Raw genomic sequence first — 13,004 nt, 5'->3', positions numbered from 1 at the left:
GGGTTTGCGGTTGGTTTGCCTCAATGTAAAAGGCTTTGGCATTGAGCTCACTCACGGTCAGTTTCGACATAAAATAGTCCAATGCTTCATTGTCCAACTTCGGACATTGCAACTGCACCGCCTCTCGATAGGTCTGTAAAACTTTGTGTTCCATTGTAAAAGCCTAAGAACCGCAAAAGTAGGAAAAAAATAGATTTGTAAAAAACAAAAAGGGGATTCTTTATATTCGCTCTTTTGTTTCTATTCTTTTGAAAAAGGTTAGCGATAGATATTTTCATTTATTGAGAAAAATACTTAAAAAATTAAAATATTCGTAATACGATTTTATTGGGGCAACCTCACGGAAATCCTACGGAAACTCCAATTGTGATTTTTGTAATAAAACCGCAAAAATAATGATAAAATAATAATCAGAATATACCTTCTTTTTGGAAGTAAATTTCCGATAAAATTACTTGTCTAAACATTTTCCTTTTCAATATTTTGTCTGTTCAAAAAAACATATTACTTTTGCAACAAAATATAACGATTATTATATAATATATGTTATAAAATAATTTTATGCCAAAACAGACGACAATTACTAAAGAAATAATCATTGAAACAGCCTTTGAAATGGTGCGAAAAGAAGGCTTTGCGGTGCTTTCTGCCCGAAACATTGCTAAACAAATCGGTTGTTCCACGCAGCCCATTTATTGGACATACAAAAATATGGACGAACTTAAAGCTGAAATCTGCCAAAAAGCCCTTCAACTATTGAAAAACACCATATACGAATACAAAAAAACAGGCAATCCGTTTTTAGACTTGGGGCTGGGGTATGTGCGTATGGCTCACGCTGAACCCGCTCTGTTCAAGGCTTTCTATATGGATAATATTATGCAGGTGGAAATGACCGATATTTTTGTTGAACATCAAGAAGTTGTGGAGATAATGAAAAACAGCGAAGAGTACCAAAAAATGTCTTACAAAGGGATAAACAACTTCGTTGCCAAAGCGTGGATGCTGGCACACGGAATCGCCTCGTTGGTAGCTACGGGAATGTTTGTTTATGATGAAGAAAAGATTTTAGAAATTTTGGAATAATTCAATTTAAAAAAACATATTTATGAACTTGAAAGAAATATTAGAATTTAGAAGAGCAGTTCGCGATTTTGATACTGCAAAATCTATTGACCCCGAAGTAGTTAAAAACTGCCTAAAAGAGGCTCAACTCACTCCGACCAGCTCCAATATGCAGCTCTGGGAAGCCTACCACATCACCGACCCCAAAATGCTCAAACGCCTCGCCAAAGCCTGCGTCTCGCAAAGTGCAGCAATCACTGCTCAGCAAATGGTAATATTTGTTACACGACAAGATTTGTATAAAAAAAGAGCGAAGACTATTTTGGAGGTTGCAAAACAAGGTATACAATATATTCCTGATACCAAGCAACGAGAACAAATTCTGAAAATAAACCAGTGGTATTATGGGCAATATCTACCATTCGTTTATCGTAGATGTTTTGGGTTATTCGGATTGTTTCGCAAAATAATATTTTCTATTGTTAGTTTCTTTCGTCCAATGGCAAAACAAGTTTCAGAATCCGATATGAGAGTAGTTGTCCATAAAAGTTGTGGACTTGTGGCACAAACTTTTATGATAGCAATGGCTGAAAAAGGTTATGATACTTGCCCAATGGAAGGTTTTGATAATGGTCAAATAAAAAAAATATTGAATCTTCCATCAGGTAGCGATATAAATATGGTAGTTGCTTGCGGTATTCGTTCGGAAAAAGGCGTTTGGGGCAACCGCTTCCGTGTGCCTTTCGAGGAGCAATATCATCGTATTTAAAATGTATTTACAACAATGAATAATTTACAAATGCTTGATTTTAAAAAAGTAAAAGAGTTTGAAGCTCAGTTAGATGATGTAATGGAGTTCATAGATACCGAACTTCTTAAACAAAAACTCGCAGAAGTGGAATCGGATTTTAACAAAAAACCAACCGAATTCAATAAGATTCGATTGGGAATTATTTACCACGAAGTTGCTCTCAACTTGGGATTTTTTTCCAAAGAATTTAAAGGATTTGCACAAAAGAGCTATGACATTTTGACTGAATTTGTTGAGAAAACTGAACCTGAATTACAGCCTTTTATCCTGTCGTATCGGGCTTCCGCATTGTCGCTTGTAGCTTCCGAGAAAAAGAAATTGGGACTTATTGGAAAATCTTTTCAGCTCTTTGACCAAGCTATACATAAATACGGAAAAATTCACTATCTTCCTGAATTTATGCGTGGTAGCGTAGCAGAAAATCTTCCTTTTTTCTATTTTACAAAAAGAAAATTAGCAAAGAAAGATTTCCAATCTATCATTGATAAAAATACTGAAAATCCAAAGTTTGCGAATTGGAAAGTGATGAGTTTTGTCTATTGGGCTTGGGCAAAACAACATCAAGGTGAAAGATATAGGACACAGGCAATCAATTATTTAGATAAGGCTATTGCATTAGATCCTAACCATGAGGCAGGGCGAAAACGCAGTGAAGAACTGAAAAACAAGCTTTTAAAGAAATAAAAATATAAAAAATACCTTTATCGGTTGATTTACTTTTAGAATAATTCAATTTTAACAATATGAACACCAAATCAAAAACTTTCAGAAATGTTGCCCTATTCAGCTTGGTGGCTATCACTTGCGGTTGGGTAGGTGTCGGGGTGGATAAGTTACTTGGTCAGCCTTCCAATTTGGAATCGCTCGGAGCGTTGATTTTTATCGCTACGCCACTTTTGTGTATGCTTTTGCTTCGTTCTTTCGGTGGAGATGGCTGGAAAGACCTTCCGCTCAGACCTAATTTCAAACAAAATGCCCGTTGGTATCTGTTTTCCGTTGCGGTTTATCCTGTGGTTATTGGCATAACGCTATTTGTTGGGAAATTGTTGGGTTGGGCAGATGTGGGCAAGTTTAGTTTTATAGCCTATTTACCGATATTGGCAACCGCTTTTCTACCCGAATTTATCAAAAACATCTTTGAAGAATCGGTTTGGCGAGGCTATCTCACCCTAAAAATGGAGCAACTTACCAAAAACGAATGGTTGATATATTTGGTTGTGGCTTTGGTGTGGCAAATCTGGCATCTGCCGTACTATTTGATACTCTTGGACGATGTTTATGTTGCAAAATTTTTCCCTTATGGCGATGTGTTGTTCGTCATAATCGGCTTTTTTGTGATTGGCATTTGGACGATTATGTACACCGAAATCTTTTTCCTTTCGCGTTCGCTTTGGTTGGTCATTTTGATGCACACGATGGAAGACGCCTTAAATCCCCTCATTTCGGAAGGATTTGTAAAAATTCCAACAGAATACAATTGGCTGATTTCCCCAAGTTTCGGACTCATTCCGCTAATGATTTATCTGGCAATAGGATTGTATTTAAGAAGAATACGAAAGAATATTCATAATAAATTGTAAAACTAAAATCATAAAAGAATCGCACAATCAAAGAACAACATCGTAACCCACGAATTGAGTGGGAAATTTTTAGTTCTGAAAATCAAATAATTATCGTCAATTTCTTCTGCTTTTAATAGTTTTGACCATAAATCTAATTTTAAATCTAAGATAATAATATCAATTTTATTGACTCCTTAAATAAAAATATTATTATAAGTATGCTTATTATATACATATTTATTATTATCTTTGTCCCGAATTTTTAAATAGAATAAAATATGTGGACAAAGTCGTATTCGGTAGTTACCCACGAAATTACAAAAGAGCAAATCTGGCAATTGTTTACAGATATTGATAATTGGAATCGCTGGAAGACTTCCATAGAATACTCAAAATTGTTGGGCGAATTGAAAGTGGGAAGTTTCTTCATCCTAAAACCTAAAAAAGCTCCCAAAGTGAAAATGGAAATTATAGAATTAGAACCTTTTAGGAAATTCACTGACTTAACCCGATTTCCTCTGGCAAAAATGTACGGAGAACATTTGTACGAAGAAACTCCCAATGGACTAAAAATCACCATAACAATGAGCGTAAAAGGATTGTTATCAAAACTTTGGATAAAACTTGTAGCCAATGATATTGTAAAAAATCTGCCGAAAGATATTGAAAATCAAATCAAACACGCTAAAAACTTATGACCCGATATTGGATTATTGTAGCCAGTAAAGACCATACCCAAAAGGGCGTGGAGGGAGGTTTTGCCCAGGCTTGTCACGGAAAAGCAAGTCCATTAAAACGAATGAAAAAGGGTGATTTTGTGATTTATTATTCGTCAAAATTAACTTTTGGCAAATCCGAGCCTTATCAGAAATTCACGGCTATTGGAAAAGTTGCTGATAATGAAGTGTATCCGTTTCAGATGACAGAAACTTTTTGTCCGTACCGGAGAAATATTGAGTTCTTTAAAAATAAAGATATTTCTATTTTAGAGCTCATTGATTTATTAGATTTTATAACAAATAAAAAGAGTTGGGGTTATCCTTTCCGATACGGAATTTTAGAAATTAAAGAAAATGATTTTAATTTAATTGCTTCAAAAATGTTAGAATAATGAATAATATATTCCAATCAACACCCGAAGACAGCTCTGGTCTTTTGCTTTTACAAGTAACGAATTTGTGGCAAAGAGAAATTAAGAAAATACTACAACCTTTAAGTTTAACACATCCGCAATTTATGATTTTGGCAAGTATTTACTGGTTCTCTTTGAAAAAAGAAGAAGCTACACAGATTTCATTGTCAAACTTCACACAGATTGACCCAATGACTACATCTCAAATCGTTAGAAATTTAGAAAAGAAAACTTTCATAATACGAAAAGAACACAAAACCGACACACGAGCTAAGGTAGTAGAAATTACAAATAAAGGTGTGGACTGCATCAAAAAAGCAATTTTTGAAGTGGAAGAGTTTGACAAGCGTTTTTTTGGAAAACTCAGTGAAAAGCAATTTTTATTCAATGAACTCTTAAACATATTATTAAAACTAAAATCACAAAAGAATCGCACAATCAAAGAACAACATCGTAACCCACGGATGAATTTAAAAAACATACAATGAAAAACGCCCAACCAAGAGGCGTTTTTGGTTTAATATAAAGATTAAAGAATTAGGGTTTGCTCCTATTCACTTTCACCAAAAAATCTGTAAAGTAAACAATAACAGAACTTTATAGCATTGCAAACTTCAAAAAGAGATTGATTTTTTTATTCCTGTTTTTCAAGTTCTTCTGCTAACTGTTGGTTTTTCTTCATTCGTTGTTCGAGGAGCAATTCCAGAATGTACGCCATTAGTGCCGCACCGAATATTTCAGAAGTGATGGAAAATGCCACATTGCCCAAAAGGTCGTCCCAAATTGGGTGATTTTGCAATATTTGAGTGTGTTCTATGATTTTGGAAATCACCATAAAAAACAAACTCAACGCGATAAGGAAAAAGATATAGCGTTTTTTGATAAAACTCGTGCTATTGATTTTCTTGAGCAATTGTGGATTTTCTCGCAAGAATTTTTTCTCACTTTCACTCAAATTCACCGATACACCGCTCAAATCACTGCCTACCAACTTATCAATAATCGCATCAAAATTGATTTTAGCTTTTTTATTTTCAGACATATTTTTCAATATAAAACATTGATTTTAAGTGGTTTTAAAATCATACTAAAGTAAAAAACTAAGCTTAATGTCCTGTGGATTTTGAAAAAACATTCATCACCACAACCCCCACCAAGATAAGTCCGATACCTATAAACGCAGGTAAATCCAATTTCTGTTTAAAAATAAAATACGAAATCAGAGCTGTGAGTACCAATCCTACCCCCGACCATATCGCATAAACTATCCCCAGTGGAATTTCTTTCAACGCCTGAGAAAGAAAGAAAAAACATACCCCAAACGCCACTATGGTGATAAGTGTAGGTACGAGTTTGGTAAACCCTTCGGATTTGTTCAAAAAGCTAGTACCAATGACTTCAAAAATAATAGCTAAGGCTAAAAAAAGATACTTCATAGTTTATCGTTTTTGTGATGAATAAAGGTTCCTAAAAACATATATCACTATTTCAAAAGGAATAGCAAAAAACTGCAACAAAAGTAAAGATTTTCAGTAAGTTTTACAACTTTTATATTTTTTATACCTTTGCAAAAATTTTAATTATTTTCTTATGAAAAGCAATTTGGACAATAGAACGCTTTTGGAACAAAGTCCTATCCGAACGCTATTTTTTAAATATGCTCTTCCGAGTGTGATAACCGTCTTGTTTTTTGGTTTTCAAAATCTTGTAGATGGTATTGTGGTAGGCAAAGCCTTAGGGTCTGATGCTTTGGCTGGGGTAAATATCGTCTTGCCGCTTTATAGTTTTATAATGGTGATTTCGCTCATTGTGGGTATGGGAAGTCAGACACTTGTAAGCCTTGGTATGGGCGAAAACAATGTAGAAAAATCTCAAAATGCAATGACTACGGGTTTTTATGCACTTACCGTTATTGCCCTAATTTTGTCAGTGGTTTTGTATGCTTTTATGGAAGATTTCGTACGCCTTTTAGGGGCAAATGACACCTTAGTACCTCACGCTTTGGCTTACCTTAAAGGTTTGGCAATATTTATGTTGCCTATCACTTTATGCTTTTATTCAGATGCAATGCTCAAAGGTTTGGGACATCCTAAAACATCAATGGTGATAATGAGTTCTATTGTCATTCTCAATATTTTACTGAGTATTTATTTCGTAAAAGTACTTCATTGGGGCGTAATGGGGGCAAGTGTAGCTACAGGAATTGCCTTTTGTATTGGTTTGGGCGTTTCGGCACTCATTACATTTAATCCGAAGCAAAAATTATCAATGCTCAAAGGGCGTTTCCAATGGAAGACTTTTGGAAATGCGTTTTACAATGGTTCTTCGGAGGGTGTTTCCGAAATGTCATCAGCAGTTACTATTTTTGTAGTCAATTTGGCGGTTGTAAAGCTATTAGGAGCCGATGGGGTGGCTGCTTTTACAGCCATTAACTACATCAATTTTACAGGAGTGCTTATCTTTTTGGGGATTTCGGACGGACTTATCCCCGTGTTGAGTTACAATTACGGAGCAAAAAATTACCCTCGTGTGCTGAACATTTTTCGTTTTACAGCCTTGGTCAATGCTACGATTGGCGTTGTCGTTTTTGTGCTATTACAATGTTTTGGAAAATCGGTTATCAGATTGTTTTTCAGTGGCAATGAGAATAGCAAAGTCATAGAAATAGCCAATGAAGGTTTGCATATTTACGCTTTTGTGTTCTTGATGAGTGGTTTTAACGTGCTGATAACAAGTTTTTTCACTTCTTTGGGCGATGCTAAAAATTCGGTGATTATTGCGGCACTTCGCGGTATTGTATTTGTGATGGTAGGCGTTTCCATTCTGCCTAAATTTATGGGAATCAATGGCGTTTGGACGAGCATTCCACTTGCCGAAGGATTGACCCTATTGGTTTCTTTTGCATTGTTTTGGAAAGTCAGACAAAGATTGAAAAACAATACAACCCATTGATTTTTTTATTCACTTTAATTTTCCTAAACATTGGGGGAATATACTCGTACGGACAAGGTGTGCCTTGTCCCTACATATTAAAAATTTACACTAAAATCATTGTTTAATTTTTAAAACTATAACTATATGAGCAATTCAAAACCAAAAAAAGCTATGCGGAAACCATTTCCCGAGCGCAAGTAATGGCAACAGGACTTACTAATCAAGCCACAGAAGTTGCCAAAAGAGGAATTGATTCTGATTTTATTCAAAAATTGGAACGCACACGCACCGAAGCCATCGCCCTAAACGATGAGCAAGAACGCCTAAAAGCCGATCTAAAAACCAAAACCGAAGCACTTGATGAAAAAATGAAAGAGCTAACAATGATGCTCAGCGAGGCGAAGAAAATCGTAAAAATCGCTGTACCACAAGCAGGTTGGCGAGAATTTGGAATCGAAGATAAAAAGTAAAACCTAAAAGGAGCATTTTTTGTTTTAGTAGATAATCTAGATTGATAAGCAAATTTATACTCACCGTATTAGTTTATTTGTTATTGTGTCTAAAAACTTGTAAATTTGCCCCAAAATATTCATTTAAATTGATATGAAAAAAAAAGTAATCTATCTTGCACTTATTTCGGGAATGGTGACGAGTTGTAAGCAAAATAATTTAAAAAACAACGAAATTTCTTCTGAAAATACATTGGAAAATGTTATTTCTTATGAAATTCTAGAACTCCCTGAAACAAATACGCTTAAAAATATTGACGATGAGATTCAGGTATATACCATAAACATAGGCAATGACCCTAATAAAAGTCATTTAATAGCCTCATTTCCTATCACTCCTTATGATTTTGTAAATCAAACTGAAAGAAAATTTACAGAAGAATTAGTAAACGAATTTAAATCAGAATTGAAAAAATATCAAACAGAAGACAACAATTCAAATCTTGATTTTAATCAGCATTTTGATGTAAAATTTCATAATGAAGACTTTTTAGTTTTTCTATATACTCAAAATGTTTCTTATGGAAATAATTACGACAACAGAAATATTGCTTCCATCTTTGATTTAAAAAAACAAAAAAAGCTCACAACTAAAGATTTATTGAAAGAGCCTGAAAATTTTGAAGGTCTTATTTCCAAAATCAGAGATCTTGCTCGTGAGGCAATAAGAAATTTTGTTAAAAATGATACAAGCTATGCCAATGACCAAGAGCGTAAACAAGTCTTGGAATCAGTAGAAGAAACCTTAGTAGAAGGGACATTGCCCACCGATAAAAATTATGATGCTTTATTCTTTGACGAAGAAGGAAATTGGCACATTATCTTTGATAAATATCAAATTGCCAGTGGTTATATGGGTGAATTTCTTGTAAAAATTCCAAAAGATATTATTCAAAAATACATTAACGAACGTTTTTTACATCTATTTGAAAAGAAAGACACCGTAGAACAACCAATTACAAACAATATAAGCACCTCAAACTCTGAGGTTGATTGTTCAAAAGTTCCGTGTGTAGCTCTTACTTTTGATGATGGACCATCGGTATATACATCTCAACTTTTAGATATATTAAAAGAAGAAAATGTAAAAGCTACCTTTTTTGTATTGGGAAAATCGGCTTCTGTTCAGAAAAATACTATCAAAAGAATGATAGAGGAAGGACACAATATCGGAAATCATTCGTATGATCATAAAGATTTTCGTAAAATTTCTGATCAAGAAGCAATAAAACAAATCCAACTCACCGACCAAATTATTGAAAAAATAGCAGGTGAAAAACCTAAATATTTCCGTTTTCCTTATGGAGCTCGTAACAAAGCCAATTTAGCAATGGTTGAAAGACCTGTAATTATGTGGAATATTGACCCCTTAGATTGGAAATACCGCGATGCTGATAAAGTGGCTTCTGAAATGTCAAAGGCTTCACCACAAGGAATCATCTTGGCACACGATATACATAAGTCCACCGTGGAAGCAATTCCTAAGGCTATCAAGCAATTAAAAGCAAAAGGCTACCATATAGTTTCATTAGACGATTTGTTTCGTCATAAAAAAATGAAAAATGGTGAGGAATACTCTAATGGAAAATAATTTCAAATAGAGATAACCAAAAACGCTCCTTAATTGGGGCGTTTTTTTTAGAATTTTATTCTTTTAGGAATATTATTGTAATTTTGCTCCAAACTTTACTTCTTGAAGTCGCTTTTGAACATACGAAATCATTACAAACCCATTCAGCCAACGGCGATGCAATCCGCTCATAATGTGGTTTATACGGAAATGCTTCCTGCGGAAAAACTCTTACCTTTTATTTATTGTTATTGGAGGCTTAAAACTACTTCACAACTCGCTGAAAATTACCAATATAAAATGATTTCTGATGGCTGCATCGACATCTTTTTTCCGCTTGAAAATCCTGATGAAAGTTATGTGATGGGCTTTTGTAAAAGTTACACAGAATTCGATTTGGGAAAGCAATTCAACTACATTGGCATTCGATTTTTGCCGACTATTTTCCCACTGATTTTTAGGCAAAACGCCAAAGAATTGAGCAATACAGATGTGCGCTTAAGTTTGGTTTTGTCCAATTTAGCTCGGATTATTTCGCAAGAAATCAATGAGTTACAAAGTTTGCAAGAAATTAAAAATCAGCTGGATACTATTTTTATAAAACATCTTCAAAAAACAGATTTTCGGATAGATATCCGATTTTACAACGCCCTTGAAATTATCTTAAAATCGCAAGGAAGTGCAAAAATCACAAGTGATTTAAACACGGGAATTAGTCCTCGTCATCTCCGCCGATTGTTTGAATTTACATCGGTGATACGGCTAAAACTTTCAGTCAAGTGGTTCGTTTTCAATCGATTTTGACAACTCAACCTTCATTTCAATCACTCCAAAAAAACAAATTATTCTACGACAAAGGCTATTACGACCAATCGCATTTTATCAAAGAATTTAAAACTTTTTACGGAGGAACGCCGAGGGAGGTTTTTGCGAAATAATCCGTCCCTTTTTTCCTATTTTATTGCTCAAAACATTCTTACTTTTGCCGAAAAATCACGAAAATGGGAACGAATTACAGCATTACCGAACAATTTGGAGCAAATCTCGCCCAATTGTTAGCCGAAAAAATCAGTGAAGTTTATCCTGATTTTGATAGCCAAAATTTCATAAAAGACACTGAAAATAAAGTTGTTGGGCAAACTTACACAAAGTGAGTTATTACCATTGCTGATTTGTTAAAAAACTATCTTCCAGCAGATTACAATGAGGCTCTCCGTATTTTATGCTCTATTTTGGGTGAAGAAAATCCTAACCAAACGGGAATGTTCACACATTATTATTGGATTTTACCCATCGGGAAATTCGTGGAACTTTATGGTATTGAGTATTTTAGCCTTTCGATGAACGCCATAAAGGAGATAACTAAAAGAAATACAGGCGAATACGCCGTGCGTCCGTTCATTAGAAAATACCCTGAAAAGTCGCTCGAAATCATTGAAAAATGGGCAAAATCTCCTAATTTTCATTTGCGAAGATTAGCAAGTGAAGGCTTGCGTCCGAAACTCCCTTGGGCGAGTAAATTAGACACTTTTGTAGAAAATCCTGCCCCCGTTTTCCAGATTTTGGAACTCCTAAAAGAGGACGAAATACTATTCGTGAAAAAATCCGTTACCAACCACCTCACCGACTGGCTCAAAGTGAATAAAGAAGCTGTTTTGCCCCTTATCCACCGCTGGAAAATTTCCGAAAATCCACACACCCAATGGATTATAAAACGAGCTACCCGAAAATTTGAACTATAAGTAATTTTGTTCGTTTTTTACTATTTTATCCTTCCCTTTCAAGATAATTTTGCCCAAAATTAAAATTCAGAAAAAATGAAATTAAATGCAGGAATTATCACCGAAAAATTAGCGGAAACAAAAGCCTTTTACACCGAAGTTTTGGGGTTTGGAGTAACCTTTGAAAACGATTTTTATCTTTTGCTCCACACCCCCAATCACGAGGCAGAAATCAGCTTTTTGCTTCCGAATCACCCAAGCCAACAACCTATTTTTCAGCCTTCTTTTCAAAATCAAGGCGTATACATTACCATCAAAGTAGAAAATGTAGATGCAGTATACAACGAATTGAAAAACAGAAATATACCTATTGAATTTGACCTTCGCAACGAACCTTGGGGCGATAGACATTTCGCTATCAAAGACCCTAATAACATCGGAGTTGATATTGTAACTTACTCAGAACCAAATTAAAGCGGAAACCCTCCAAAGCCGATTTCACAAAAAATCGGCTTTTTTTATCGAAAAAATACATACAGACTTGTCTGTTTTGTGGAAATGTTATATCTTTGCCCCTATGAAAAAGATAACACCTAAAGAACGAGTAATGCAAACAGCTAAGCAACTGTTTCAAAAACAAGGATTTAATTCTACAGGGATAAACCAAATTATTAAAGAATCAGCGGTTGCCAAAGCCAGTTTCTACGACCATTTTCCCTCAAAAAATCAATTGGCAATAGCATACCTCAACCAAAGGCACGTAACTTGGTTTGAAGGTTTGGAAAATTTTGTGAAAAAAGCTAAAAATTCAACCGAAAAAATCATTCAAGCCTTTGAATATCTTAAGTTTATGAATGAAAAAGAAGATTTTAGCGGGTGCGTTTTCCTCAATATGATGGCAGAGCTTAAATCGGAAAATGCCGAAGCTCACCAAATTATTAAAAACCATAAAACCGATTTGCAAAACTTCTTTAAGCAACTCGCTGAAAATGAGCAGAAAGCATTTCTTATTTATATGCTTTTTGAGTCTTGCCTTATGGAAAGCCAAGTGTATCGAAATCAAGAAATTATAAATAAAACTATCGAAGTATTAAAAGCTAACATTTTATGAAATTATGAAACAGTACATTGCAAAGTTTAAAACTCAGGAAAGAAGCCCTAAACATTCGGGTTTGCATTTTTCGTTGTATTCAGGAATTGGCGGAGCGATTGCCATTGCGGCTGTGGCTCTTCTGACGCACTTCACCCAATCTCCGTTTTGATGGCTCCATTTGGGGCAACTTGTGTCCTTGCTTTTGGGGTTCCGAATAGTCCTTTGGCACAACCTCGAAATATCATCGGAGGGCATTTAATATCCACTTTGATTGAGCTTTTATGCTTGTATTTACCTGGTAATCAATGGTATTCGTTAGCTTTGGGCGTAGGGCTTTCAATCGGAATAATGCAACTTACCAAAACAACCCACCCTCCTGCCGGTGCTGACCCCATCGTGGTAATTTTAGGAGCAGAACGCTTGGTTTTGTGATAAATCCTGTGCTTTCAGGTGCGGTAGTAATTACCATTATAGCACTTATTTTCAATAATTTACATAAAAATAGAAAATACCCAACCTACTGGCGATGAGATGATTTGCAAATTAAAATTTTAACTTAATAGACGTATGATTTCAAAATATATTGTATTTTTGCTAACATAATTTT

Annotated in this window: 18 protein-coding genes and 1 pseudogene; 17 read left to right on the top strand and 2 right to left on the bottom strand. The window is 34.9% G+C overall.

Annotated features, from left to right (window positions below):
- The first annotated feature begins 561 nt into the window (after positions 1-561).
- The 7 genes from OO775_RS13240 (at position 562) to OO775_RS13210 (ending at position 5,058) form a co-directional block, all read left to right on the top strand.
- Positions 562-1,086, top strand: coding sequence for a TetR/AcrR family transcriptional regulator (locus OO775_RS13240; RefSeq protein ID WP_264847708.1), 525 nt, complete (start codon positions 562-564; stop codon positions 1,084-1,086).
- 22 nt (positions 1,087-1,108) lie between these two features.
- Positions 1,109-1,834, top strand: a complete 726-nt coding sequence (locus tag OO775_RS13235) for a nitroreductase family protein (RefSeq protein ID WP_264847707.1) — start codon at positions 1,109-1,111, stop codon at positions 1,832-1,834.
- A 15-nt stretch (positions 1,835-1,849) separates the two neighbouring features.
- Complete coding sequence (locus OO775_RS13230; protein WP_264847706.1) at positions 1,850-2,560, top strand: hypothetical protein; 711 nt, start codon at positions 1,850-1,852, stop codon at positions 2,558-2,560.
- 59 nt (positions 2,561-2,619) lie between these two features.
- Positions 2,620-3,456 (top strand): CPBP family intramembrane glutamic endopeptidase, encoded by an 837-nt coding sequence (locus tag OO775_RS13225; protein WP_264847705.1) that lies wholly within the window; start codon positions 2,620-2,622, stop codon positions 3,454-3,456.
- A gap of 260 nt (positions 3,457-3,716) precedes the next feature.
- Entirely contained in the window at positions 3,717-4,136 is a 420-nt protein-coding gene (locus tag OO775_RS13220) for an SRPBCC family protein (RefSeq protein WP_264847704.1), read from the top strand.
- The gene (locus OO775_RS13215) at positions 4,133-4,549 is read left to right on the top strand and encodes an EVE domain-containing protein (protein WP_264847703.1); all 417 of its coding nucleotides are present in this window, start codon (positions 4,133-4,135) and stop codon (positions 4,547-4,549) included. Before OO775_RS13220 ends, OO775_RS13215 begins: the two co-directional genes overlap by 4 nt.
- On the top strand, positions 4,549-5,058 hold the full coding sequence (locus OO775_RS13210; RefSeq protein ID WP_264847702.1) for a MarR family winged helix-turn-helix transcriptional regulator: 510 nt from the start codon (positions 4,549-4,551) through the stop codon (positions 5,056-5,058). The genes OO775_RS13215 and OO775_RS13210 overlap by 1 nt, the downstream gene beginning before the upstream one ends.
- Before the next feature lie 146 nt (positions 5,059-5,204).
- On the opposite strand, the gene OO775_RS13205 is transcribed toward OO775_RS13210, so the two are convergent.
- Positions 5,205-5,612 (bottom strand): hypothetical protein, encoded by a 408-nt coding sequence (locus OO775_RS13205; RefSeq protein WP_264847701.1) that lies wholly within the window; start codon positions 5,610-5,612, stop codon positions 5,205-5,207.
- Between the two features lie 64 nt (positions 5,613-5,676).
- Positions 5,677-6,006, bottom strand: a complete 330-nt coding sequence (locus OO775_RS13200) for a DMT family transporter (protein WP_264847700.1) — start codon at positions 6,004-6,006, stop codon at positions 5,677-5,679.
- A gap of 154 nt (positions 6,007-6,160) precedes the next feature.
- Between OO775_RS13200 and OO775_RS13195 the strand changes: the two genes are divergently transcribed.
- The 10 genes and pseudogenes from OO775_RS13195 (at position 6,161) to OO775_RS13150 (ending at position 12,927) form a co-directional block, all read left to right on the top strand.
- Positions 6,161-7,522: an MATE family efflux transporter gene (locus OO775_RS13195; protein ID WP_264847699.1), complete on the top strand. Its 1,362-nt coding sequence runs from the start codon at positions 6,161-6,163 to the stop codon at positions 7,520-7,522.
- Positions 7,523-7,704: 182 nt separating this feature from the next.
- Positions 7,705-7,974 (top strand): hypothetical protein, encoded by a 270-nt coding sequence (locus OO775_RS13190; RefSeq protein WP_264847698.1) that lies wholly within the window; start codon positions 7,705-7,707, stop codon positions 7,972-7,974.
- Between the two features lie 133 nt (positions 7,975-8,107).
- Complete coding sequence (locus OO775_RS13185; protein WP_264847697.1) at positions 8,108-9,604, top strand: polysaccharide deacetylase family protein; 1,497 nt, start codon at positions 8,108-8,110, stop codon at positions 9,602-9,604.
- Positions 9,605-9,706: 102 nt separating this feature from the next.
- A complete protein-coding gene (locus OO775_RS13180) occupies positions 9,707-10,387 on the top strand; it encodes a DUF6597 domain-containing transcriptional factor (RefSeq protein WP_264847696.1) in 681 nt (226 codons plus the stop codon).
- A 197-nt stretch (positions 10,388-10,584) separates the two neighbouring features.
- On the top strand, positions 10,585-10,737 hold the full coding sequence (locus tag OO775_RS13175) for a hypothetical protein (RefSeq protein ID WP_264847695.1): 153 nt from the start codon (positions 10,585-10,587) through the stop codon (positions 10,735-10,737).
- 18 nt (positions 10,738-10,755) lie between these two features.
- Positions 10,756-11,325 (top strand): DNA alkylation repair protein, encoded by a 570-nt coding sequence (locus tag OO775_RS13170; protein WP_264847694.1) that lies wholly within the window; start codon positions 10,756-10,758, stop codon positions 11,323-11,325.
- A gap of 75 nt (positions 11,326-11,400) precedes the next feature.
- Positions 11,401-11,778: a VOC family protein gene (locus OO775_RS13165; RefSeq protein ID WP_264847693.1), complete on the top strand. Its 378-nt coding sequence runs from the start codon at positions 11,401-11,403 to the stop codon at positions 11,776-11,778.
- Between the two features lie 103 nt (positions 11,779-11,881).
- Positions 11,882-12,415, top strand: coding sequence for a TetR/AcrR family transcriptional regulator (locus OO775_RS13160; RefSeq protein ID WP_264847692.1), 534 nt, complete (start codon positions 11,882-11,884; stop codon positions 12,413-12,415).
- A gap of 4 nt (positions 12,416-12,419) precedes the next feature.
- Positions 12,420-12,566, top strand: a complete 147-nt coding sequence (locus tag OO775_RS13155) for a hypothetical protein (protein WP_264847691.1) — start codon at positions 12,420-12,422, stop codon at positions 12,564-12,566.
- A pseudogene (locus OO775_RS13150) lies at positions 12,566-12,927 on the top strand (HPP family protein). Before OO775_RS13155 ends, OO775_RS13150 begins: the two are co-directional and overlap by 1 nt.
- The last annotated feature ends 77 nt before the right edge of the window (positions 12,928-13,004 follow it).

It is taken from the genome of Capnocytophaga catalasegens, assembly GCF_026005215.1.
In the GTDB taxonomy this organism is placed as follows: Bacteria; Bacteroidota; Bacteroidia; order Flavobacteriales; family Flavobacteriaceae; genus Capnocytophaga; species Capnocytophaga catalasegens.
This window is presented reverse-complemented; position numbering and strand designations above follow the sequence as displayed.